The sequence below is a fragment of the Pseudomonas pisciculturae genome, from assembly GCF_015461805.1.
Classification (GTDB): Bacteria; Pseudomonadota; Gammaproteobacteria; order Pseudomonadales; family Pseudomonadaceae; genus Aquipseudomonas; species Aquipseudomonas pisciculturae.
This window is the reverse complement of sequence record NZ_JACVZE010000001.1, coordinates 390,013-414,163: the sequence shown is the minus strand read 5'-3', so window position 1 is coordinate 414,163 and position 24,151 is coordinate 390,013. Positions and strand designations below refer to the sequence as shown.

The following is a 24,151-nucleotide window of genomic DNA, read 5'->3' as shown; positions in this document are numbered from 1 at the left end:
GGACCTAACTATCCAACCTGAGCACCGCAAGGAAGGCTTCTTGTGGAATTTCCACGTTGCCCACTTGCTTCATGCGTTTTTTACCGGCCTTTTGCTTCTCAAGCAGCTTGCGCTTACGGCTTACGTCACCGCCGTAGCATTTGGCCAGTACGTTCTTTCTGAGTGCCTTGACGGAGGTCCGTGCAATGATCTGCCCGCCAATGGCGGCCTGGATCGCGACGTCGAACATCTGGCGCGGAATCAGTTCTTTCATCTTTTCGGTCAGCTGGCGACCTTTGTAATGCGCGTTGTCCTTGTGCACGATGAGTGCCAGGGCATCGACCTTGTCGCCGTTGATCAGCACATCCAGTTTCACCAGATTAGCCGATTGGTAACGATCGAAATGGTAGTCCAGCGAAGCATAGCCGCGACTGGTGGATTTGAGACGGTCGAAGAAGTCGAGCACCACTTCGTTCATCGGCAAATCGTAAGTCACTTGCACCTGGGTACCGAGGAACAACATGTCGTGCTGCACGCCACGCTTTTCGATACACAAGGTAATCACGTTGCCCAGATGCTCCTGCGGTACCAGGATATTGGCCCGCACGATCGGCTCGCGCATGTCTTCGATGGAGGACAGATCTGGAAGCTTGGACGGGTTATCGACGTAAATCGTTTCACCGGTTTTCAGCGCCAGCTCAAAAATAACGGTCGGCGCGGTGGTGATCAGATCCAGGTCGTATTCGCGCTCAAGGCGCTCCTGGATGATCTCCATGTGCAGCATGCCCAGGAACCCGCAGCGGAAGCCGAAGCCCAAGGCGTCGGAGCTTTCTGGGGTGTACTGCAACGACGAGTCGTTGAGGGTCAGCTTTTGCAGCGCTTCGCGGAAATCTTCGAAATCGTCGGAGCTGACCGGGAACAGACCGGCATAGACCTGCGGCTGGATGCGTTTGAAGCCCGGCAGCACGTCGACATCGGGGGTGCTGCTCAAGGTCAGGGTGTCACCTACTGGTGCACCGTGAATGTCCTTGATACCGGCAATGATGAAGCCTACTTCACCGGCCTTCAGGTCAGTGGTAGCCGTATGTTTCGGGTTGAATACACCGACGCTGTCCACCAAGTGGATCTTGCCGGTGGACTTGACCAGGATCTTGTCGCCCTTCTTCACACGGCCGTGGCGCACGCGTACCAGGGAGACAACGCCCAGGTAGTTGTCGAACCAGGAGTCGATGATCAACGCTTGCAGCGGATCTTCGTAGTTACCGGTAGGCGCGGGGATAGTCTTGACCAGGCGCTCAAGCACTTCGTCGACGCCCAGGCCGGTCTTGGCGCTGCACTCGACGGCGTCGGTGGCGTCAATGCCAATGATTTTTTCGATTTCTTCTTTGACGCGGTCCGGGTCGGCCTGTGGCAGGTCGATCTTGTTCAGCACCGGCATCACTTCCAGGCCTTGCTCAATCGCGGTGTAGCAGTTGGCGACGGACTGGGCTTCTACGCCCTGGCCGGCGTCCACAACCAGCAAGGCGCCTTCGCAGGCGGCCAGCGAGCGACTGACTTCGTAGGTGAAGTCAACGTGGCCTGGGGTGTCAATGAAGTTGAGCTGGTACTTGATACCGTCTTTTGCGGTGTAGTACAGGGTAACGCTATGGGCCTTGATGGTGATGCCGCGCTCACGCTCGAGGTCCATGGAGTCCAGTACCTGGGCTTCCATTTCACGCTCGGCAAGGCCACCGCACATTTGAATGAACCGGTCGGCCAGCGTCGACTTGCCATGGTCAATGTGGGCGATGATGGAGAAATTGCGGATATGACTCAAATCACTCACGGATCAACACTCAAAAAGGCTGCAGGCAGATTGCCCGCTGAAAAATAGCCGGGAATTGTACCTGAAGGTCGGCCCGGACGTCATCTTTGCTGACCAGAACAAAAATGCCCCGATCGCTCGACCGGGGCATTTTTTGAACATAAGCGCGGTATCAGCCGGCTCGGCGCAACAGCCAGAACCCGGCCAGGGCGCAGATGGCGGTGGGTACCAGCACCGCAAACAGCGGTGAGAAACCAAACACCAAGCTCGATGGGCCAAGCAGATCCTGGGCGATACGGAAGGTGAACCCCACCAATACCCCTGTAAATACGCGCTGACCCAGGGTCACGGAGCGCAACGGGCCGAAGATGAACGAGATTGCCATCAACACCAACGCGGCGGTCACCACCGGCTGCAACACCTTGACCCAAAAAGCCAGCCAGTAACGACCGTTGTTCAGACCCTGTTCCTTCAGGTAGTGGATATAACCCCACAGGCCGGAGATCGGCAGGCTTTCAGGGATCATCACCACCGTACTGAGCAATTGCGGCTTGAGGGCGATATCCCACTCTTCGCTCGGCGCATTGATGACTTCGGTGCTGGCCTTGGTGCCCTGGCCGATGTTGCGGAAGTAGGTGGTGGTGATATCGCTCAGTTGCCATTTTTCGCCACTGTACTGCGCACGTTTGGCGAAGCTGGACGACAGCAGGTGACGTTCTTTATCAAAGGTGTAGCGCGTCACACCAATCAACAGGCCACCCGGCTGCACGGCGTTGATGTGAATGAACTCGTCACCCTGGCGGTGCCACAGACCGTGCTTGGAGCTTTGCGCATCGCCCGAACCCTGAGCCAAGGCGCGGTTGGCCTGGGCGGTGGTTTCAGCCGGTGGCGCGACGTACTCGCCGATCAATACGCTGCACGCCATCAGCAGCAACATCGGCTTCATGACCGCCCAGACGATACGACCGATAGAAACACCGGCGGCACGCATGATGGTCAGTTCGCTGTTGCTGGCCAGGCTGCCCAGGCCGATCAGGCAGCCGATCAGGGCGGCCATTGGCATCATGTCGTACAGGCGACGCGGTGCGGTGAGGGCCACGTAGCTCAGCACGTTCCACACGGTGTAGCTGTCGGTGACGTTGCCCACCTCATCGATGAAGGCAAACAACGACGCAAGCCCCAGGATGATGCCCAATACCGCCAGGATGGCGATCAGTACGCTGCTACCAATGTAGCGATCGAGCTTAGCCACGAGCCAACTCCTTCTGGCCACGACGGCTCATCATTTTCAAACGGATCGGTTCCCAATAGAGCAGCCCCAGGCCGATCATCAGGAAGATCCCGTGCACCCACCACAGGCCCAGGGTCGGCGACAGCTTGCCCTTCTCCAGGGAGCCACGGGCAGAAATCAGGATGGTCAGGTAAGCCATGTACAGCAGGATCGCCGGCAACAGCTTGAGGAATCGGCCCTGGCGCGGGTTGACGCGCGACAGTGGCACCGCCATCAGGGTCACGATGAACACTAGCAGCGGAAGGGAGATGCGCCATTGCAGCTCGGCGATGGAGCGCCGGTCGTCACTGCCCAGCAGCTGCGATGTCGGGATGGCGTCACGGTCAGTGACTTCGTTACTCACGTCCGGGCGAGCCAGCAGCACGCCGTAGGTGTCGTACTGGATAGCACGGTAGTCGGCCTGGCCAGGGCTGCCGTCATAGCGGTAGCCGTTTTCGAGGATCAGGTAGCGGCTGCCGTCCGGGCGTACTTCCTGGCGGCCTGAATTGGCTACCAGCACGGAAATGCCACGGTCTTTCTTGTCCTGGCCCAGGCGCTTCTCGGAGATAAACACGCCACCGAGATTGGCGCGGTCTTCGGTCAGGGTCTCGGTGTAGGTTACCCGCGTGCCGTCATTGAGGGCCTGGAAGCGGCCCGGTTCGAGGGTGTCGAACTCGGTCATCGCGTCCTGCTTGTTCAGCACCAGTTGAAACTGCATGGCACCCTGCGGCGCCAGGCTCAGGCTCAACCAGGCCACGATCAGCGCGACGCCAGCGGCCGGGATCATGGTCATGCCCAGCAAGCGTTGCTGGCTCATGCCGGTGGCCGAGAGCACGGTCATTTCGCTTTCCAGATACAGGCGGCCGTAGGCCAGCAGGATCCCGAGGAACAGGCCCAGCGGCAAAATCAGCTGCAAGAAGCCCGGCAGGCGAAAGCCCATGATCAGGAACAGCGAGCCTGGGTCGAGGGCGCCGGAGGCAGCCTGCGCCAGGTATTTGACGAAACGACCACTCATGATGATGACCAGCAGCACCGCACTCACGGCACTCAGGGTCAACAGGACTTCGCGGGACAGATAACGGAAGACAATCAAACCAGACACTCCAGGGTTGTCAGGCTAAGGCGGCCAAACAAGCAAGCTTACCGAGTCAGCCCGTTTGAAGGGGCCGGCTAAAAAGATGGCGCATTATCCTGTGATTGGCCGTGCCTGTCACGGAGCTTGCTCATACACGCGTACAAAGCGTGCACCAAGGGTTGTCAGGCTCCGCCGCCGAGGTTCAAACTGCGGCCTTTGTCGCGGGCGGCTTACACCGCTGCCCTGCATTAAAGCCTGCGTACAGACGCATCGCTATCAGACCTTTATAAGGGACCCGAAAATGGAATTGGTTGTAAAAAGCGTTAGCCCCGAAACGTTGAAAACCGCCACCCTCGTGGTCGCCATCGGCGAAGGCCGCAAACTCGGCGTGGCCGCCAAGCAACTCGACGAACTGAGCGGCGGCGCGATCAGCGCGGTCCTCAAGCGCGGCGACCTGGCTGGCAAAGTCGGCCAGAGCCTGCTGCTGCAAAGCCTGCCAAACCTCAAGGCCGACCGCGTATTGCTGGTGGGCGTGGGCAAGGACGCCGAATTGGGCGACCGCCCGTTCCGCAAAATCATCAGCAGCATCCTCAGCACCCTCAAGGGCCTGGGCGGCAGCGATGCAACGCTGGCGCTGGATGAAATCGTTGTAAAAGGCCGCGACAGCTACGGCAAGACCCGCCTGCTGGCCGAAACCCTGGTGGACGGCGGCTACATCTTCGACCAATTCAAGAGCACCAAGGCCGAACCCCGCGCCCTGAAGAAAATCACCCTGCTGACCATCAAGGCCGCCCAGGCTGAAGTGCAGCGCGCCGCCACCCACGCCACCGCCATCGCCAACGGCATGTCGTTTACCCGCGACCTGGGCAACCTGCCGCCGAACATCTGCCACCCAACCTACCTGGGCGAACAGGCCAAGGCGCTGGGCAAGGAGTTCAAGGGCCTCAAGGTTGAAGTCCTGGATGAGAAGAAGATCAAAGAACTGGGCATGGGCTCGTTCTACGCCGTGGGCCAGGGCAGCGACCAGCCGCCACGCTTGATCGTGATGCAATACAACGGCGGCAAAAAAGCCGAGAAACCTTACGCCCTGGTGGGTAAAGGCATCACCTTCGACACCGGCGGCATCAGCCTCAAGCCGGGTGCGGGCATGGATGAGATGAAATACGACATGGGCGGCGCCGCCAGCGTGTTCGGCACCCTGCGTGCCGTGCTGGAGCTCAAGCTGCCGATCAACCTGGTGTGCATCCTGGCGTGCGCCGAGAACATGCCGAGCGGCGGCGCGGCGCGTCCGGGCGACATCGTCACCACCATGAGCGGCCAGACCGTCGAGATCCTCAACACCGACGCCGAAGGCCGCCTGGTGCTGTGCGATGCCCTGACCTACGCCGAACGTTTCAAGCCGCAAGCCGTGATCGACATCGCCACCCTGACCGGTGCCTGCATCGTTGCCTTGGGCTCCCACACCTCGGGCCTGCTGGGCAACAGCGATGAGCTGATCGAGCAACTGCTCAGCGCCGGCAAGGCGGCCGACGACCGCGCCTGGCAACTGCCGCTGTTCGATGAGTACCAGGAGCAGTTGGACAGCCCGTTCGCCGACATCGCCAACATCGGCGGCCCGAAAGCCGGCACCATCACCGCCGCCTGCTTCCTATCGCGCTTTGCCAAGAACTTCAACTGGGCTCACCTGGACATCGCCGGCACGGCCTGGACCAGCGGCGGCAAAGACAAGGGCGCCACCGGCCGTCCGGTGCCCCTGCTGACCCAGTACCTGCTGGATCGCGCCAAGGCCTGAAACTGAAGATGCCGGGGCGGCCGCTGTGCCGCCCCGGCCTCAGGAACCGCAATGACCCAAGTCGACTTCTATATATTGCCCAGCGCCGACCCGCTCGCGCGCCTGGACTTTGCCTGCAAGCTCACCGAAAAAGCCTGGCGCATGGGCCACCGTATCTACCTGCATTGCAGCGATACTGCCCAACGCGACGAGCTCGATGCCCGCCTGTGGCGCTTCAAGGGTGAAAGCTTTGTACCTCACGGCCCTGCCGAATCTGAACCCGAAGGCCTGGTCGTACTGGGCGTGGGCGACAGTTGCGGCGACCACCACGACCTGCTGGTCAACCTGGACCTGAAAGTGCCGCCCTTTGCCAAGGCATTTGCCCGTGTGGCAGAGGTAGTAGTAGAGGACCCGGCTATTCGTCAGGCCGCGCGGGAGAGTTTCCGTTTCTATCGCGAACAGGGCTATCCTTTGCAGGATCACCGGCTACAACGACTTTGAGTAAATGATGGACACTCCCAACCTTAAAAAAGACGACCACCTGCTGGATGACCTTGAGTCGATCCGTCAGTTGCTCGGTGATGATGATTTGCAACCGCCGCTGCTGACCGAAACGGTCGAGGCCGAGCCGCAGATCCCGATGTTGTTCGATTTGGCGGATGGAAAACCCGCTGCACCAGAGCCCGCGGCTGTCGAAAAAGGCCCCGACGCACTGCTGCTGCACCTGGACAACGAGCTGCGCGCCGCTGCGCAGTTGATCATGCAAGACGTGATCGACGACTTTGCCCCGCATATCGAAACCGAGATCAAGCGGCGGATGGATGCACGGATGGAGCGGTTGCTCAGCCAGTATCAATCCTGAGCCTTGCATAGATTCCCTGTGGGAGCTGGCTTGCCTGCGATAGCGGTTGCTCAGTCAACATCTTCACTAACTGAGGCTCCGCAATCGCAGGCAAGCCAGCTCCCACATTGGTTTTGCATCGACCTTTAGCCTGTCTTCAACTCGCCCTCCTCGTCCTCCCCCGTTATACTTGCCGGCTTTCCTGAATTAATGCCAACTAGGGTCCCGCCGCGCATGGATAAGACCTACCAGCCGCACGCCATCGAAACTTCCTGGTACAACACCTGGGAATCCGAGAATTATTTCGCCCCGCAAGGCGCGGGCGAGTCCTACACCATCATGATTCCGCCACCGAACGTCACTGGCAGCCTGCACATGGGCCATGGCTTCAACAATGCGATCATGGATGCGTTGATTCGTTTCCGCCGCATGCAGGGCCGCAACACCCTGTGGCAACCGGGTACCGACCACGCCGGTATCGCCACCCAGATGCTGGTGGAACGCCAACTCGAAGCCACCGGCCAAAACCGTCATGACCTGGGCCGCGAGAAATTCCTGGAGAAAATCTGGGAATGGAAGGACCAGTCCGGCGGCAATATCAGCCGTCAGATCCGTCGCCTGGGTTCGTCCGTCGATTGGAGCCGCGAGCGCTTCACCATGGACGACGGCCTGTCGGAATCGGTGAAAGAAGCCTTCGTGCGCCTGCATGAAGACGGCCTGATCTACCGCGGCAAGCGCCTGGTCAACTGGGACACCAAGTTGCACACGGCGATTTCCGACCTCGAAGTGGAAAACCACGACGAAAAAGGCTTCCTGTGGAACCTCAAGTATCCGCTCGCCGACGGTGCCAAGACCGCTGAAGGCAACGACTACCTGATCGTCGCCACCACCCGTCCGGAAACCATGCTCGGCGACGCCGCCGTAGCGGTTAACCCGAACGATGAACGCTACCAGGCCCTGATCGGCAAATTCGTCGAGCTGCCGCTGGTTGGCCGTCGCATCCCGATTATCGCGGACGACTACTGCGACCCTGAATTCGGCACCGGCTGCGTGAAAATCACCCCGGCCCACGACTTCAACGACTACGAAGTCGGCAAGCGCCACAACCTGCCGCTGCTGAACATCTTCGACAAGAACGCGGCCGTATTGCCGGCCTGCCAGGTGTTCAACCTGGACGGCACGCTGAACGAAAGCATCGATGGTAAGATCCCGGCCGAATACGCCGGCCTCGACCGCTTCGAAGCGCGCAAGCAGATCGTTGCCGCCTTTGACGCTGCCGGCCTGCTGGTCAGCGTTGACGACCACGGCCTGAAAGTACCGAAAGGCGACCGCTCCGGCACCATCATCGAGCCGTGGCTGACCGACCAATGGTACGTGTCCACCAAGCCGCTAGCAGAACCTGCCATCGCTGCCGTGGAAGACGGCCGTATCCAGTTCGTGCCAAAACAGTACGAAAACATGTACTTCTCGTGGATGCGCGACATCCAGGACTGGTGCATCAGCCGTCAGCTGTGGTGGGGCCACCGTATTCCGGCCTGGTACGACGAGTCGGGCAAGGTCTACGTAGGCCGCGACGAAGCCGAAGTGCGCGCCAAGCACAACCTCGGTGCCGACATCGCGCTGCAGCAGGACAACGACGTACTGGACACCTGGTTCAGCTCGGGCCTGTGGACCTTCTCCACCCTGGGCTGGCCGCAGCAGACCGAATTCCTGAAGAAATTCCACTCCACCGACGTGCTGGTCACCGGCTTCGACATCATTTTCTTCTGGGTTGCCCGGATGATCATGTTGACCATGCACTTGGTGAAGAACGAGGACGGCACGCCGCAGGTACCGTTCAAGACCGTGTACGTGCACGGCCTGGTGCGTGATGGCCAGGGCCAGAAGATGTCCAAGTCCAAGGGCAACGTGTTGGACCCGCTGGACATCATCGACGGCATCGACCTGGAAACCCTGGTGCAGAAACGCACCTCGGGCCTGATGCAGCCAAAACTGGCGAAGAAGATCGAGAAGCAGACCCGCGACGAATTCGCCGACGGCATCGCCAGCTACGGCACCGACGCCCTGCGCTTCACGTTCTGCTCGCTGGCGTCCACCGGTCGCGACATCAAGTTCGACATGGGCCGCGTCGAAGGCTATCGCAACTTCTGCAACAAGATCTGGAACGCGGCGCGCTACGTGCTGGATAAGGGCGAAGACTGCGGCCAGAACGGCGAAGCCTATGAGCTGAGCCTGGCGGATCGCTGGATCATCTCGCAGCTGCAACGCACCGAAGCCGAAGTGACCCGCCAACTCGACCAGTTCCGTTTCGACCTGGCTGCACAGGCCTTGTACGAGTTCATCTGGAACCAGTATTGCGACTGGTACCTGGAACTGTCCAAGCCCGTGCTGTGGGACGAAAACGCGCCGGTCGAACGCCAGCGCGGCACCCGTCGCACCCTGGTACGCGTGCTGGAAGTGGCTCTGCGCCTGGCCCACCCGTTCATGCCGTTCATCACCGAAGAAATCTGGCAGCGCCTCGCGCCGCTGGCCGGTATCGAAGGCAAGACCATCATGTTGCAACCTTGGCCAGTGGCCAATGAAGCACGCATCGATGAGGCGGCCGAAAGCGATATCGAATGGCTCAAGACCCTGATGCTCGGCACGCGCAACATCCGCGCCGAGATGAACATCGGGCCGGGCAAGCCTTTGGCAGTGTTTGTGAAGAACGCCAGTGCCGAAGACCAGCGTCGTCTCACTGAGAACGATGCGCTGCTCAAGAAGCTGGCGAAGCTGGAGTCGATCACCGTATTGGCTGACGGCGCCGAAGCACCGCTGTCTGCCACCGCACTGGTGGGTGATATGGAAGTGCTGGTGCCAATGGCCGGCCTGATCGACAAGGGCGCCGAACTGGCCCGTCTCGACAAAGAGATCGCACGCCTGCAAGGCGAAGTGCAGCGGGTGGGCGGCAAGCTCTCCAACGCGGCGTTCGTCGACAAGGCGCCGGCTGAAGTGATCGAGAAAGAACGCGCCAAGTTGGCCGAGGCCGAACAGGCCTTGGGCAAGCTGGCGGAGCAACATGCGCGGATTTCCAGCCTGTAAGCTGCAATCTGTGTAGAAAAGAGACCTTCGGGTCTCTTTTTTTTGCCCAAAATACCCCGGTGCCAGGCTGGCAATACAGTCAATGTGGGAGGGGGCTTGCTCCCGATAGCGGTGTGTCAGCAACCTACAAATTGGCTGATACACCGCCATCGGGGGCAAGCCCCCTCCCACAGTTGACCGAGTTGCCTCCAAGATGTGTGACAATACCCGCCACATTGAGCCAACCCCAGAATCATCATGACCACCCCCAGCACGCCCAAGCCTCCACGCAAGAAGCCTAAAACCGCCGCCACGGCCAAGCCCGTCGCGCCGCGCAAAGAGGCGACCCTGCACCCACGCAACCGCCACACAGGCCGTTACGACTTCCCGGCGCTGATCAAGACCACGCCGGAACTGGCGAAATTCGTGATCCTCAACCCTTACGGCAAAGAGAGCATCGACTTCGCCAGCCCGGATGCTGTGCGCGTGTTCAACCGGGCGCTGCTCAAGTCGTTCTATGGCATCCAGCATTGGGACATCCCGGCGGATTACCTGTGCCCACCGGTGCCTGGGCGTGCGGACTACGTGCACTTCCTCGCCGACATACTGGCCAGCGTCAACGACGGCAAGGTCCCGCGTGGCTCCATCGTCAAGGTGCTGGATATCGGCATGGGCGCCAACTGCGTCTACCCGCTGATTGGCTATATGGAATACCGCTGGAACTTCCTCGGCTCCGAAGTCGACCCAATCGCCGTGGCGGCGGCCAAGGCCATCGTGCAGTCCAATGACCTGAGCAAGGTTATTCAGCTGCGCCAGCAAACCAACCCCAAGCAGATCCTGCTGGGCCTGTTGGAGCCGGGTGAGCGCTTTGACCTGACCATGTGCAACCCGCCTTTCCATGCGTCCATGGATGAAGCGACCAAGGGCAGCGAGCGCAAATGGCGCGCCTTGGGCAAGGCAGATCCGAAGCGCAAATTGCCGGTACTGAACTTCGGCGGCCAGTCGGCTGAACTGTGGTGTGAAGGCGGTGAAGCGCGTTTTGTCACGCAGTTGATCGCCGAGAGCGCGCACTTTGCCCACAAGGTGTTGTGGTTCAGCACCTTGGTGTCAAAAGCGTCGAACTTGCCTGCGATCGAGACGGCCCTGAAAAAGGCTGGTGTGTTGGAAAGCCAGGTGGTGGAAATGTCCCAAGGGCAGAAACAAAGCCGCTTCGTGGCCTGGACCTTCCAGACCAAGAACGAACAGCAGATCTGGCGCCAGCGCTGGGTTCGCGACTGACTCACTGTTGTGAGCGGGCTTTCTGTGGTGAGCGGGCTTGCCCCGCGCGGGGCTGCGAAGCAGCCCCACTCGGAGCACCGCGTTTCTCCAACCTAACCTCATTGCCGGTTTGGGGCGGCTTCGCCACCCCGCGCGGGGCAAGCCCGCTCACCACAACCAAGCCTGCGCAGGCAAATCGCAGGCAACAAAAAACCGTGCCCGGATCGCTCCGGAGCACGGTTTTTTTTGCTGCGTCTTACTTGTTAACAGCGTCGGTCAGGCCTTTGGCCACAACCAGCTTGATAACTTTCTTGGCAGCGATTTCGATGGCAGCGCCAGTCGAAGGGTTACGGCCAGTACGGGCAGGACGCTCGGTCACTTTCAGTTTGCCAACGCCTGGCAGAGTGATTTCGCCGCCGTTTTCCAGCTGATCAGCAACAACTTGAGCCAGTTGGTCCAGCAGAGCGCGCACGGTAGTTTTCGGTGCGTCTACTGCTTCAGCCAGGTCAGCGATCAGTTGGTCTTTAGTAATAGCCATTGTGGTGTTCCTTCCCTATCAAATTCATATGGATTGCAGAGTGCAGTGTCAGCCATCGAGCCCGACCATCAAGGCCTGGCACCCCAGGCCTACAACCACGGAGATCGGGGTTATAGATGCTTGAAACGGGGATTGGTTCGACCTGACAGATGCTGAATGCACGCTTAACGCCGAGACTTGGCGTAAGACGGGGCAAAACTAGCACAGAGACGGGGAAATATCCGCCTCTACCTACCCTTTTGGTCAGCTTTATCGCTCTAAACCGTGAAAAAAAGGCATATGGCCCGTCGGAGAGCGTCCAAAATGCCCTACAACACGTGTCTTGGCCAATGGGTGCGGTACACTGGGCGACTTTTCGGGGAGGCCAACCGCTCCCCTTCAACCAGCCGAGAAGCCCATGCCGATCCGTCATTGCATCGTCCACCTGATCGACAAAAAACCCGACGGCACACCCGCAGTTCTTCATGCCCGCGATTCAGAGCTGTCCGAATCCGCCGCCATCGAGAACATGCTTGCCGACCTCAACGAGAGCTACAACGCCAAACAAGGCAAGGCCTGGGGTTTCTTCCATGCCGAGTCTGGCGCGCACCCGTTCAGCGGCTGGTTGAAGGAGTATTTCGACGGTGGTCAGGATTTCACCACCTTCAGTCGCACGGCGGTCGAGCACCTGCAGAAGCTGATGGAAGAGTCCAACCTCTCCACCGGCGGCCACGTGTTGTTCGCCCACTACCAACAAGGCATGACCGACTACCTGGCCATCGCACTGCTGCACCACAGCGAAGGCGTGGCGGTGACCGATGAGCTGGACGTGACCCCTTCACGCCACCTGGACCTGGGCCAGTTGCACCTGGCGGCGCGCATCAACGTCTCCGAGTGGCAGAACAACAAGCAGTCCAAGCAGTACATCTCGTTCATCAAGGGCAAGAATGGCAAGAAGGTCTCGGAATACTTCCGCGACTTCATCGGCTGCCAGGAAGGCGTCGACGGCCCAGGCGAGACCCGCACCCTGCTCAAGGCCTTCAGTGACTTCGTTGAAAGCGAAGACCTGCCGGACGAGTCCGCCCGCGAAAAAACCAAGACCCTGGTGGACTACGCCAGCAGCCAGGCCAAGCTCGGTGAGCCCATGGGCCTGGAAGAACTGTCGGGGTTGATCGATGAAGATCGGCCTAAAGCGTTCTACGACCATATCCGCAACAAGGACTACGGCCTGTCACCGGAGATCCCGGCAGATAAACGCACCCTCAACCAGTTCCGCCGCTTCACCGGTCGCGCCGAGGGTTTGTCCATCAGCTTTGAAGCGCACTTGCTGGGCGACAAGATCGAGTATGACGAAGCGGCCGGCACCTTGATCATCAAGGGTTTGCCTACCCAACTGACTGACCAGCTCAAGCGCCGTAACTGATGCTCGGCGGGGTTTTAAAGAAAGTCCTGCTGGTGTTGTTGGTCGTCGTGGTGATCCAGAACTGGGGCAAGATCGAGCGGGTGTTTAACCCGTCGCAGGTGGTTTCGGAACAAACCCGGGCTTCGGCGCGGGTGGTGCTGTATGCCACCGAGTGGTGCGGGTACTGCAAGCAGATCCGCCGCTTCCTGGACCAGAAGGGCATCCCTTACCAGGCGTTTGATATCGAGAAAGACGCCCAGGCGCGCAAGGCGTATGAGGCATTGGGCGGCGGTGGAATTCCGTTTGTGGACGTCAACGGCACGCTGATTCGCGATTACAACCCCGAAAGGATCATGGCCGCGCTGAAGTAATCAGCGCACCACGATCATCCGCCCGAGCACATTGTGCTGCTCGAAACCCAGCACGGCCTGCAACGCATTCAGCACCGCCTGCGGGTCTTTGCTCGGAAAGCTGCCACTCACGCGCTTGGCGCCCATTTCGTCGTTGAGCAACAAAATGCGGCCGGGGTAGTAACGCTCCAGGTCCTTGACCACATCGGCCAGCGGCGCCTTGTAGTAGTTAAGCCAACCGTCGCGCCAAGCCAGGCGTGATTCACTGTCGACCGGGTGCATCGGATCGGCGATGCCATCGGCGTAGGCCACTTGCTGGCCTGCCGTCAGAATCTGCTGCTGGCCGCTCTTGGAGGGTGTTACCCCAACGCGTCCAGACAATACCGTCACCTGCGCACCTGCCGGTTGCAGGCGCACTTCAAACTGAGTGCCCAGCACCCGCGCTTCCCCCGTGCCCGCTTGTACTACAAAGGATTGGCCCGTGTGGGTCACGCTAAAAAACCCCGCGCCACGACGCAATTGGATATGTCGCTCGCCGTGGCTGAAATCCACAGCAATCGCGCTGTCGGCGTCGAGGGTGACCAGGGATTGATCGGCCAGGGTGACGGTTTTCACTTCCCCCGGCGCAGTCACGTAGTCGGCGCCAAAGTCATCGACCCAGCGTAAAGGTTGCCAACCCGCGCCCAACGACACCATCAGCAGCAAGCACGCGGCCATCGCCAAGGCACCAGACCAACGCACCACCCGCGAACGCCTGGAGGTGTTCATCGCATTGAGGTAGCCCTGTAATGCCAGCGCGTCTTCGTCTGCCAGTTTACGTGCCGGTATTTCGCTCAACTCCCACAGCACCTGGGCCTGTGAATAAGCTTCTATGTGCGCGGGGTCGGCCCGCAGCCACCGGCTGAACGTGGCTTGGTCACCGCTGCTGGGCTGATCGTGCAGCAGGCTCAGCCAGGCCAGGGCGGCGTGTTCCTGGTCGGGCGTGGGGGTGCGGTTCACGGTGCTTTCCCTGGCGTGCGTGGGGGTGAGGGTCCACGAAGGCTGGCCTTGCAGGCTTCGAGGGCACGCATCATATGTTTTTCCACGGCACTTTGGGATAAACCCATGGCCTTGGCGATTTCGGCGTACTTGCGGCCATGAATGCGGTTGAGCAGGAAGATCTGCCGAGTGCGTTCCGGCAAACTGCGCAGCGCGGCTTCGACATGGCGCAGGTCATTGCCTGCTTCAAGCGCGGCCTGGGGTTCACAGCTTTGGTTATGTTGCTGCTCGGGCATCCAACTTTCGCTGTTGCGCGCGCGTGCGCCTTCACTGCGCAGATGGTCGATGGCAATGTTGCCAGCGCAGCGCAGCAGGTAGGTGCTGAGTTCTTCGACCTGCACCAACGGCCGACGCCAGAAGCGCAGGAATAAATCCTGCACCAGGTCCGCCGCCGTGGCGCGACAGCCCACACGCCGGCTGACCAGGGCTTCCATCTGCGAACGCTGGGAGAGGAACACTTGCAGAAAGTGCGCACGCCCGCCCGCCACATCAGCCTGCTGGCTGTCTTGGGATTCGGGCGGGGTGCTGATCATCATGAAGGGGCGCTCAGAGGGTGGCGAAAGCCGCAACAGGGCTGGCCAGCAGGCCGACGCCCGCCAACATCAAGGCCAGCCTTGGCCGATACGGCAATAACAGCACCAGTAGCAATGCGCTGAGCATCAACACCGCGCACCACTCCACCAGGCCCCGGCTCCAGCCAGCGATGGTGACGGCTGGCCAGATCGAAGCGGTCAGCAGCAACCAACCGACGGCACGTAGCCCCAGGCGCCGACGGGGCGACGGCTTGCTGTGCAGCAGCTCGCCATGATGACGGTCGGTGGCCAGGCACAACGCGGTAAACCCCGCGTAACACATCAAGAGTGCGAGGAGCATTCAGTTCGCCTCCTGCTTGAAAGCCAATGGGCGTGCGCGTTCGGCCTTGGGTTGCGCGGCGGTACGATGCTGCATCTTCCAGGCCGCCCAGCCGAGGAATACACCGCTGGTCAGGCACGTCAGGTCGAAACCGGCCATGGCCCAGTCGCCCGTCGCCAGAGAAACACCCAGATGATGCGAGGTTGTAAGTGCATTGAGCACGGGAATCGCCACAAACAGCAGCGCGCCGCAGCTCAGTTGCTCGACCCAACCCTGGCGACCGCGACGCACAATCGCGTGCAACAGGCTTACGCCCCAGGCAATAAAGAAGGTTTGCACTTCCCAATCAGAGCGCTCGGCAACACTCACCGGCAGCAGGCGATTGGCCCAGAAGAACGCAGCGATGGCGATCATCAGCCCGGACATGCTGGCGATGTTCAGCACCTCCACCAGGCGCAATTCAAATGGCATCACGCCGGTCTTGGCGTGCTTGAGCTGACGTTTGCCCAGCCAGATCACCAGGCCGGTGCCAATCATCGCGGTGCCCGCCAGGCCGCAGATAAAATACAACCAGCGCAGCACCGGGCCGGCGAAATGGCCCATGTGCAGGCCGTAGAAACTGCCACCGATCACTGCCGGCAGCGACTGCTCGCCGCTGGCGCGTAACAACTCACCGGTGTTGCCGTTGAACGACACGATACTGTCGAATTCATGCACCACGTTGTCGGAACTGGCGCGATACACATTCACCGAGGCGTTCACATCACCGGGGTTATTGACCCCCAGCCGCCCGACATGGCCACCATCCCATTGCGCCCGTGCTTGCTCGTACATCGGCAACAGCGGCATCAACGTGCCTGGCTGGCCCAGCGCCGGTGCGTTGTTGGTGGCGGGGAACACCTCGTTGAAGAACGCGCGGGTATCGCCACCATATGAGGCCAGGATCGGCGCCGGCATCACCATGCTCATGAAAATCACCAGGCTGCTGTAGGTGATCATCAAGTGGAAAGGCAGCACCAGCACACCCACCGCGTTATGCCCGTCGAGCCAGGAGCGCTGGCCCTTGCGGGGGCGGAAGGTGAAAAAGTCCTTGAAGATTTTTTTGTGGGTGATGATGCCGGTGATCAATGCAACAAACATCACCATCGCGGCGATCGTCGACAGCCAGCGGCCCCAGGGGTGGGGCATTTGCAGTTGAAAGTGGAAGCGATAGAAGAAGTCGCCACCCATGCTTTCGCGGGCCTGCACGTCTTGGCCGGTCACCGGGTCGAGGGTTTTGCGGGTGAAATTGCCGCGCTTGCCGGGGTCGATCTTGTCTTGCCACATCACCGTCAGGGCGGGGTCGCGGCTGTCTGGCAAGTTGATAAACCAACGTGCGGCGCTCGGCGCCACTTGCTGCAGATAGGTCTGCGCAACGTTCAGGCTGCGGGCATCGTCCAGTGGATACGCCTGCATTTCGGGCTGCATCCAATGGCTGATCTCATCCTTGAAATACGACAAGGTGCCCGTCAGGAAAATCGCAAACAGCAGCCAGCCAAAGATCAGCCCGGCCCACGTGTGCAACCAGGCCATCGCCTGGCGAAAGCCCTCTTTCATGTGCGCACCATCCACAGCCCTACGCCTGCCAGGGTGGCAAACGCGGCGCTGGGCAGCATCACGCCAAACCAGGCACGCCATGCCGTACGGCAGGCAAAGCACCAGAGCACCGCCAGCAGATAGAACACAAACGAGCTCATCATCCCGGTGATCACCGCATCGGCGCGGGACGTGGGCATCCATAACGCCAGGCAGATGGCGGCCAGCGAGGCCATCAGGTAGCCACCGACCACCGCTGCGAGCACGCGCGAAGTGACAGCCAAACGGTAACGTGCGGGAAGTGAGGTTTTGCTTTTCATGCAGGAGGCGCCAGGTTCATCAGCCAGCAATATTAATGATAAATATTCTCATAAGCAAAACAGAACAGATGAAACACCTGCGCTGACGCATTGCCGAACCCCACCCAGCCGCCTACAATGCGAACAATTCTTGTTCTCTAACGTATGCCGATACGTGTGGAGTATTCCCGTTGCAGCCGTCCAACACCGTCGAAGTTCTGTACAACGACCATCACCACTGGCTCACCGGCTGGTTGCGACGCAAGCTCGGCTGCCCGCAAAGCGCCGCAGACCTGGCACAAGACACCTTTATTCGTGTGCTCACCGCCCGTGAAACACCCACACTGATCGAACCCCGCGCCTTCCTCACCACGGTGGCCAAGCGCGTGCTGTTCAACTTCTACCGCCGCCAAGACCTGGAACGCGCCTACCTCGACGCCCTGGCACAAATGCCTGAGCACGTGGCGCCGTCAGAAGAAGAACGCGCAATTATCCTGCAGACCCTGGTCGAGCTGGATCAACTGCTCGATGGCCTGCCCGTCCAGGTCAAGCGTGCGTTCCTGTTGGCCCAGCTCGATGGCCTCACCTATGCGCAAATTGGCGCGCAATTGGGTATCTCCATCGCCACCGTCAAACGCCACCTGACCAAGGCGGCCATGCGCTGCTATTTCGCCCTATGAATTTCTCGACCCAAGTCGCCGAACAAGCCGTGAATTGGCTGATGCAAATGCAGCAAGGCGCACTTAACCCGCGCCAGCAAGCGGCCTGGCAGCAATGGCTCAATGCCCACAGCGAACACCAGCGTGCCTGGGACCACATGCAGCGCGTCAACCAACGCCTACGCGGCATGCCCTCGCCCCTGGCCCACGCCGCCTTGAACGCGCCGACCTCCACCAGCCGTCGCCAGGCGCTCAAGCTGCTGTTGATCCTGGGGGCCGGTTCTGCCGCCGCGTGGAGCCTGCGCCAGCACCATATCCTGCCGCCACTGACCGCCGATTACCGCAGCCCGGTGGGCCAACGCCGCAAGGTGCAATTGGCGGATGGCAGCCAGTTGCAGCTCAATACCGGCAGTGCGGTGGATGTGCATTTCGATGGCCAGCAGCGGCTGATCCGCCTGCTTGAAGGCGAAATACTGCTGACCGGCGCCAAAGGCAGCACACCGCTCAACGTATTGACCGGCCAAGGCCTGCTCACCAGCCAGACGGCGCGGTTCAACGTGCGCCAATTCAACGACCACGCCCAACTGGCAGTGCTCGACGGCCAGGTCGAGGTGATGCCCAACACCTACAGCGGGCTGCCGCTGACGGTGCAGGCCGCGCACCAAGTCAACTTCACCCGCAAGGGCTGGGACACCCCGCGCCCTACTGATGCCAACAGCGGCGCCTGGGCCGACGGCATGCTAGTGGCTGCCCACATGCGCCTGGAAGATTTCCTCGGCGAACTGGGCCGTTATCGCCGGGGCCAGGTTAACTGCGACCCGCAGGTAGCCAACCTGCTCATCTCGGGCAGCTACCCACTGGACGACAGCGAGCGCATTCTCGACCTGCTGGAAGTCAGCCTGCCGGTCAAGGTGCGGCGCTTTACCCGCTATTGGGTCACCGTGCAGGCACGGGTTTAAATTCATTTGATAAAAGTGTGAGCCGTTTTCCACACCTCGCGTGACAGAGAAGGAAAGCCACCTTGATCCTTCCTTCTCAGGACCGCTCTTCATGCCCCAGCAACCGACGTTTCTTGCCCGTACTGTGCGCCAACTCCTACTCGGCGCCAGCCTGAGTCTTACTGTGCTGCCCGCAGCAATGGCCGCTGACGCCAAGCCCTATCACATCGCACCGTCGTCGCTGGAAGCCGCGCTGAATCAATTTGGCCGCGAAGCCGGCGTGTTGATTTCCTTCGGTTCCGAGGTGACTGCGGGCATGCAGAGCCGTGGTCTGTCGGGCAATTTCAGCACCGCCGAAGGCCTGCAAAAACTGCTGGAAGGCACCGGCCTGCAAGCCCGCGCCGAAGGCGACAATGCCTACAGCCTGCAACCGGCCAACGCTCCCGCGACCATCGAGTTGGGCACCTCCAGCGTGGTCGGCGACTGGCTCGGCGACGCCGCGCAGACCAATGTGTTCGAACACCCCGGCGCCCGTGATGTGATCCGCCGTGAAGAGTTCGAACGCCAGGGCGCCACCCAGGCCCGCGATGTGCTCAACCGCATCCCCGGCGTCAACGCCCCGGAAAACAACGGCACCGGCAGCCACGACATGGCGCTGAACTTCGGCATTCGCGGCCTCAACCCGCGCCTGGCGTCGCGCTCCACGGTGTTGATGGACGGCATTCCGGTGCCCTTCGCGCCCTACGGCCAACCGCAGCTGTCGTTTGCGCCCATCAGCATGGGCAATATGGACGCCGTGGACGTGGTTCGCGGCGGCGGCGCGGTGCGCTACGGCCCGCAAAACGTCGGCGGCGTGGTCAACTTCGTAACCCGGGCGATCCCGGATGCACCCACGGTCAAAGGTGGTTTCCAGACTGAAACCAGCCCGTCCTCCAGCCACGATGGCTTCAAGACCACCGCCAACCTGCTGGCCGGCGGCACCGCCGACAACGGCCTGGGCGGCGCGATTTTGTACTCCGGCACCCGTGGCGGCGACTGGCGTGAAAACAGCAACACGCGCATCGACGACCTGATTCTCAAGGGCAACTACCAACTGGACGAAGCCAACAGCTTCAACGCCATGGCCCAGTACTACGAAGGCCAGGCCGATATGCCTGGGGGTTTGAACGTGGCGGACTATAAGGCTGACCCGTATCAGTCCACCCGCCCCTACGACAAATTCTGGGGCCGCCGTACGATGTTTAACGCCGGTTACCGCTACGAAGAAGACCGCCGCGAATTCACCGTGAGCACCTTCTTCACCACCACCTTGCGCAACGGCTACCTCGACCAGACCCGCTTCCTGTCACTGTCACCTCGCGAATACTGGGTGCGCGGCCTCGAAACCCGCTTCGCCCAAGGCTTCGACCTTGGCAATACCAGTCACGAAGTGGGCGTGGGCTATCGCTACATCAACGAAGCCGGCCACGAGCTGCGCTACACCACGCCGATCGCGGCCGAGCAGCAAATCCCCAACACCGGCAGCAAGAACGACCGTGACACCCGTGGCAGCACCGAAGCCAACGCGTTCTTCATTGATGACCGGATTGATATCGGCAAGTGGACCATCACCCCGGGCATCCGCTACGAAATGATCAAGTCGCAGCAGACCGACCACATCAACAACCTCAATTACAAAGGCGACTACAGCACCGCGTTGCCGGCATTGAACGTGCTCTACCACCTCACCGACAGCTGGAACCTCTACGCCAACACCGAAGGCTCGTTCGGCAGCGTGCAGTACAGCCAGATGGCCAAGCGCGTGCCCAGTGGGCAAGTCAAACCGGAAAAGGCCCGCACCTGGGAAATCGGCACGCGCTATGACGACGGCACCCTGCGTGCAGAAATCGGCGCCTTCCTGATCAACTTCGACAACCAATATGAAAGCAACCAGACCGACGACTCGGTGATCGCCCGTGGCGAGACTCGCCACCAAGGTATCGAAACCAGCGTCAACTACGCCCTCGACGGTTTGAGCCCGGCACTGGCAGGGTTTGATGTGTACGCCAGCTACGCCTACGTCGATGCCACCATCCGCGAAGACGGCCCAAACAAAGGCAACCGCGTGCCCTTCTCGTCCAAGCACAAAGGCACGATGGGTGTGGGTTACACCGAAGGCCGTTGGAAACTCAATGTGGACAGCAGCTTCCAGAGCAGCCAATTCGCCGACAACGCCAATACCCAGCAGGAAAGTGCTGACGGCAGCACCGGACGCATCCCTGGCTACATGCTGTTCAGCAGCCGCGCCGCGTACGATTTCGGCCCGCAACTGTCGGATCTGAACGTGGCGGTGGGTGTGAAAAACATCTTCAACACCCAGTACTTCACCCGCTCGTTTGATGACAACAACAAAGGCAAGTACGTGGGTGAGCCGCGTACGGTCTACGTGCAGACCTCTATCGCGTTCTAGCCACACATCAGTTGCCTGCCAGGCAACTGGGGGTGGCCGCTACCAGCGCGTCGATGGCGCAGCGGGTTTTGGCCGGCATATGGGGTGCGGTCGGCCAGAGCACGTGAATCGGCGCAGGCTGTTCGCGGTACTCCGGCAGCACCGCTTCGAGTTGACCGCGCAGCACGTAATGGGCGATCAGCCAACTCGGCAACCACGCCAGGCCAACACCTGCAATGGCGGCATCGGCCACGGCCTGGAGGTCGTCCAGCACCAGCGGCGATTTCATCCGTGAGCGATGAGGGGTGTTGGTTCTGTAGGCAATGCCTCGATGGCCTGTCAGATCATCGCTGGACTTAATTCGACCCACGCGTTGCAGATAGGCCGGTGATGCGGCCAGGCCCATGGCCTGCTCCCCCAGACGGCGTGCGTTCAGGCGATCGGTGTCGGGTAATGAGCCGATGCGCACGGCGATATCGAAGCCTTCCTGCACCAGGTCGGTCATGCGGTCAGAGAATGAAATCTCGATCTCCAACTCTGGAAAACGCTCCATCAACCCCCACAGCGCAGGCGCCGCATAGTGATGCCCGAACGCCAACGGCACGCTGGCCCTCAAGCGTCCCCTTGGCTGTTGCCGACCGCTTTCCAGTACCGATTCGGCAGCTTCGAGTTCTGCCAGTGCGCGTAGGCAATGCTCGTAGTATGCCTGTCCATCTTCGGTCAGATGTTGGCGTCGGGTTGAGCGCTGCAACAGGCGCGTGCCCAAGCGTGCCTCCAACCGCGCCAGGCCTTTGCCGACCGCGGAGCGCGTGAGGTTCAGCCGCTCGGCGGCCTCCGTCAGGTTGCCGCTTTCCACAATGTGTAGAAACAGTTCAACGCCGTCAAAACGTGGGATGGCCATGGTTGGATTGTCGCCCTTGATTCCCCTATTAACGGAAAACTTATCACGAATAAATCGCTGAATTCCCCTGAAAATAACGGCACGTCATCTTTCAGGAGAATCACATGCCCCCCGCCGCCACGTTATCGGCCCGCAGCACGCCAAGCACCACCAGAAACGGCCTGGCCCTCACCGCCGTCTGCCTGGTGGCCCTGATGTTCGGGCTGGAAATCTCCAGCGTGCCCGTCATCCTGCCCACCCTCGAACAGCAACTGGGCACCGGCTTCCAGGACGCCCAATGGATCATGAATGCCTACACCCTGGCCTGCACCAGCGTGCTGATGGCCGCCGGTACGCTGGCGGATCGCTTTGGCCGCCGGCGCATGCTGGTGCTGTGTTTATGGCTGTTCGGTTTCGCTTCGCTGGCCTGTGGGTTGGCCAGCGATGCTTCTACGCTGATCACGGCACGTTTCGTACAGGGCGTTGGCGCTGGGGCGATGATGATCTGTCAGTTCGCGATTCTGTCGCACCAATTCCGCGAGCCGGCAGCACGAGCGCGGGCCTTTGCGGTGTGGGGCGTGATCGCCGGCATAGGCTTGGGGTTCGGGCCGATGGTCGGCGCGTTGATCTTGGCGGTGGCTGACTGGCGCTGGGTATTTCTCGTCCACTTGCCGCTGACCTTGCTTACATTGGGACTGCTGCATATCAGCGTGCAGGAGTCTCGCGACCCCGCCGGCCATCGCCTCGATATCGCCGGCATGCTCACCCTGACACTGGCGGTGTTCGCCTTGGTGTACTTCATTACCCAGGGCAGCGAGTACGGTTTCGGCACACCGGCCATGCTCGGCTGGGCTGCTTTGTCGTTGGCCGGATTGCTGCTGTTCATCTACGTTGAACGCCGCAGCGCCCACCCGATGTTCGATTTCTCAGTGTTTCGTATCCAGCGTTTCAACGGCGCGTTGATGGGTTCGGTCGGCATGAATTTCAGCTTCTGGCCGTTCATGATCTACCTGCCGCTGTATTTCCAGGCGGGGTTGGGCTACGACACCCTCACCACCGGCGGCGCCCTGCTTGCCTACACCTTGCCCACCTTGCTGGTGCCGCCGCTGGCCGAACGCCTGGCCCTGCGCTACGGCGCCGAACGCATCATCCCCCTCGGCCTGGGCCTGATGGGCGCGGGGTTCTTGAGCATGGCGGTCACCAACAGTACCGCCCAACCGAGCATCGTGCTGGTGCTGCTCAGTTGCATGATTGCCGGGGTTGGCCTCGCCTTGACCAACTCACCCACCACCAACACCACCACCGGTTCAGTCTCGGCCGACCGCGCCGGCATGGCCTCGGGCATCGACCTGAGTGCACGACTGATCACCCTGGCGCTCAACATCGCGCTGATGGGTTTGGTGTTGCTACTGGGGATCAGCCATCAACTGGCCGCCCTGTTGCCCGCAAGCACGGCAATGGATTGGCCGACCATCAGCCAAAATATCGCGGCGGGCAAGTTGGACTTATTGGGCCTGAGCGCTGACGACGCCCGGGTGGCACTGCGCCATGGCGCTGGCTGGGCCATGCTCTTCGCGGGCGTGGGGGCTGCCGGGTTGGCCGTGCTGAGCGGGTATTTTTTCCGACGCGGCCAGTAACGAAAACGGGCCTGCAAATGCAGGCCCGTTCGGTAGGGGATGAAAGAACTGTCAGCTATCAGCTGTTAAACACGGCGCGTTCTTTTTCCAGAAACTCCTGCTCAAGCTCATCTTCATTGACCTTGGTATCCGACAGACTTTTACCGGCAGCGCGTGGCTTGCCTTGCAGTCGACCAAACAAATGCTCCAGCGCGTGATCGAGCTTGGTGGCTGCACCATCGATCGCCTGTTCCAGGGTATCGGCTTTATGCAGTACCGAGAGCGGTTGATGGCCTTTTGGCCGCGCTTCCAGGCGGCAACTCAGATCGTGCGGGCCAGGCTTGTCGCCGTTTTCATCCCGCAGGTAGACCTCCACTCGGGTCAGGTCTTCTTCGTAACGGTCGAGCGTGCTCTCAATGGTAGTTCGTACCCACTCCTCCAGTCGGATGCTGCTTTCAATATGGTTATCGCTATTGACTTGGATTTGCATAGTTCTTCCCTTATTTCAGCTAGCTCGCGAGAGGTCACAACTGCAACACC

At 60.7% G+C, this 24,151-nt stretch carries 22 protein-coding genes; 11 read left to right on the top strand and 11 right to left on the bottom strand.

The window, feature by feature from the left end:
* Window positions 1-4 precede the first annotated feature (4 nt).
* The 3 genes from lepA to lptF all read right to left on the bottom strand — a co-directional run bounded on the left by lepA (window position 5) and on the right by lptF (window position 4,146).
* Complete coding sequence (gene lepA, locus ICY20_RS01900; protein ID WP_003210439.1) at window positions 5-1,804, bottom strand: translation elongation factor 4; 1,800 nt, start codon at window positions 1,802-1,804, stop codon at window positions 5-7.
* 151 nt (window positions 1,805-1,955) lie between these two features.
* Window positions 1,956-3,035: an LPS export ABC transporter permease LptG gene (gene lptG, locus ICY20_RS01895; RefSeq protein ID WP_159962440.1), complete on the bottom strand. Its 1,080-nt coding sequence runs from the start codon at window positions 3,033-3,035 to the stop codon at window positions 1,956-1,958.
* Window positions 3,028-4,146 carry an LPS export ABC transporter permease LptF gene (gene lptF, locus ICY20_RS01890; RefSeq protein WP_159962441.1) on the bottom strand — a complete coding sequence of 373 codons (1,119 nt, stop codon included), beginning with the start codon at window positions 4,144-4,146 and terminating at the stop codon, window positions 3,028-3,030. The genes lptG and lptF overlap by 8 nt, the downstream gene beginning before the upstream one ends.
* Window positions 4,147-4,429: 283 nt before the next feature.
* Between lptF and ICY20_RS01885 the strand changes: the two genes are divergently transcribed.
* The 5 genes from ICY20_RS01885 (at window position 4,430) to rlmF (ending at window position 11,078) form a co-directional block, all read left to right on the top strand.
* Window positions 4,430-5,920, top strand: a complete 1,491-nt coding sequence (locus tag ICY20_RS01885) for a leucyl aminopeptidase (protein ID WP_194936812.1) — start codon at window positions 4,430-4,432, stop codon at window positions 5,918-5,920.
* A gap of 51 nt (window positions 5,921-5,971) precedes the next feature.
* On the top strand, window positions 5,972-6,400 hold the full coding sequence (locus tag ICY20_RS01880; RefSeq protein WP_159962443.1) for a DNA polymerase III subunit chi: 429 nt from the start codon (window positions 5,972-5,974) through the stop codon (window positions 6,398-6,400).
* Between the two features lie 7 nt (window positions 6,401-6,407).
* A complete protein-coding gene (locus ICY20_RS01875) occupies window positions 6,408-6,761 on the top strand; it encodes a DNA polymerase III subunit chi (protein WP_135287573.1) in 354 nt (117 codons plus the stop codon).
* A 213-nt stretch (window positions 6,762-6,974) separates the two neighbouring features.
* A complete protein-coding gene (locus ICY20_RS01870) occupies window positions 6,975-9,821 on the top strand; it encodes a valine--tRNA ligase (protein WP_159962444.1) in 2,847 nt (948 codons plus the stop codon).
* A 237-nt stretch (window positions 9,822-10,058) separates the two neighbouring features.
* Complete coding sequence (rlmF, locus tag ICY20_RS01865; protein WP_159962445.1) at window positions 10,059-11,078, top strand: 23S rRNA (adenine(1618)-N(6))-methyltransferase RlmF; 1,020 nt, start codon at window positions 10,059-10,061, stop codon at window positions 11,076-11,078.
* Window positions 11,079-11,313: 235 nt separating this feature from the next.
* On the opposite strand, the gene ICY20_RS01860 is transcribed toward rlmF, so the two are convergent.
* On the bottom strand, window positions 11,314-11,595 hold the full coding sequence (locus ICY20_RS01860; RefSeq protein WP_159962446.1) for an HU family DNA-binding protein: 282 nt from the start codon (window positions 11,593-11,595) through the stop codon (window positions 11,314-11,316).
* Between the two features lie 397 nt (window positions 11,596-11,992).
* Between ICY20_RS01860 and yejK the strand changes: the two genes are divergently transcribed.
* Window positions 11,993-12,997: a nucleoid-associated protein YejK gene (yejK, locus tag ICY20_RS01855; protein WP_003171997.1), complete on the top strand. Its 1,005-nt coding sequence runs from the start codon at window positions 11,993-11,995 to the stop codon at window positions 12,995-12,997.
* Entirely contained in the window at window positions 12,997-13,347 is a 351-nt protein-coding gene (locus ICY20_RS01850; RefSeq protein WP_159962447.1) for a glutaredoxin family protein, read from the top strand. The genes yejK and ICY20_RS01850 overlap by 1 nt, the downstream gene beginning before the upstream one ends.
* Here ICY20_RS01850 and ICY20_RS01845 read toward each other — a convergent pair whose 3' ends face one another.
* From ICY20_RS01845 to ICY20_RS01825, 5 genes are read right to left on the bottom strand one after another with little or no spacing between them, the layout of a single operon-like run.
* Window positions 13,348-14,325 (bottom strand): FecR family protein, encoded by a 978-nt coding sequence (locus ICY20_RS01845; RefSeq protein WP_194936811.1) that lies wholly within the window; start codon window positions 14,323-14,325, stop codon window positions 13,348-13,350.
* Window positions 14,322-14,900: an RNA polymerase sigma factor gene (locus ICY20_RS01840; protein WP_194936810.1), complete on the bottom strand. Its 579-nt coding sequence runs from the start codon at window positions 14,898-14,900 to the stop codon at window positions 14,322-14,324. The genes ICY20_RS01845 and ICY20_RS01840 overlap by 4 nt, the downstream gene beginning before the upstream one ends.
* A gap of 10 nt (window positions 14,901-14,910) precedes the next feature.
* Complete coding sequence (locus ICY20_RS01835) at window positions 14,911-15,237, bottom strand: DUF3325 domain-containing protein (RefSeq protein WP_159962450.1); 327 nt, start codon at window positions 15,235-15,237, stop codon at window positions 14,911-14,913.
* Complete coding sequence (locus ICY20_RS01830) at window positions 15,238-16,812, bottom strand: PepSY-associated TM helix domain-containing protein (RefSeq protein ID WP_194936809.1); 1,575 nt, start codon at window positions 16,810-16,812, stop codon at window positions 15,238-15,240. It abuts the gene before it with no gap.
* A complete protein-coding gene (locus ICY20_RS01825; protein WP_159962452.1) occupies window positions 16,809-17,111 on the bottom strand; it encodes a DUF3649 domain-containing protein in 303 nt (100 codons plus the stop codon). Before ICY20_RS01825 ends, ICY20_RS01830 begins: the two co-directional genes overlap by 4 nt.
* A gap of 170 nt (window positions 17,112-17,281) precedes the next feature.
* On the opposite strand from ICY20_RS01825, the gene ICY20_RS01820 reads away from it, so the two are divergent.
* From ICY20_RS01820 to fecA, 3 genes are all read left to right on the top strand, one after another.
* Complete coding sequence (locus tag ICY20_RS01820) at window positions 17,282-17,770, top strand: sigma-70 family RNA polymerase sigma factor (RefSeq protein ID WP_159962453.1); 489 nt, start codon at window positions 17,282-17,284, stop codon at window positions 17,768-17,770.
* Window positions 17,767-18,708, top strand: coding sequence for a FecR domain-containing protein (locus ICY20_RS01815; RefSeq protein ID WP_159962454.1), 942 nt, complete (start codon window positions 17,767-17,769; stop codon window positions 18,706-18,708). The genes ICY20_RS01820 and ICY20_RS01815 overlap by 4 nt, the downstream gene beginning before the upstream one ends.
* Before the next feature lie 91 nt (window positions 18,709-18,799).
* Window positions 18,800-21,136, top strand: a complete 2,337-nt coding sequence (gene fecA / locus ICY20_RS01810; protein WP_194936808.1) for a TonB-dependent Fe(3+) dicitrate receptor FecA — start codon at window positions 18,800-18,802, stop codon at window positions 21,134-21,136.
* Window positions 21,137-21,143: 7 nt separating this feature from the next.
* On the opposite strand, the gene ICY20_RS01805 is transcribed toward fecA, so the two are convergent.
* Window positions 21,144-22,016, bottom strand: coding sequence for a LysR family transcriptional regulator (locus tag ICY20_RS01805; protein WP_159962456.1), 873 nt, complete (start codon window positions 22,014-22,016; stop codon window positions 21,144-21,146).
* Between the two features lie 104 nt (window positions 22,017-22,120).
* On the opposite strand from ICY20_RS01805, the gene ICY20_RS01800 reads away from it, so the two are divergent.
* Window positions 22,121-23,632 carry an MFS transporter gene (locus tag ICY20_RS01800; RefSeq protein ID WP_194936807.1) on the top strand — a complete coding sequence of 504 codons (1,512 nt, stop codon included), beginning with the start codon at window positions 22,121-22,123 and terminating at the stop codon, window positions 23,630-23,632.
* Window positions 23,633-23,690: 58 nt separating this feature from the next.
* Here ICY20_RS01800 and ICY20_RS01795 read toward each other — a convergent pair whose 3' ends face one another.
* On the bottom strand, window positions 23,691-24,101 hold the full coding sequence (locus ICY20_RS01795; RefSeq protein WP_159962458.1) for an HPF/RaiA family ribosome-associated protein: 411 nt from the start codon (window positions 24,099-24,101) through the stop codon (window positions 23,691-23,693).
* Between the last annotated feature and the right edge of the window lie 50 nt (window positions 24,102-24,151).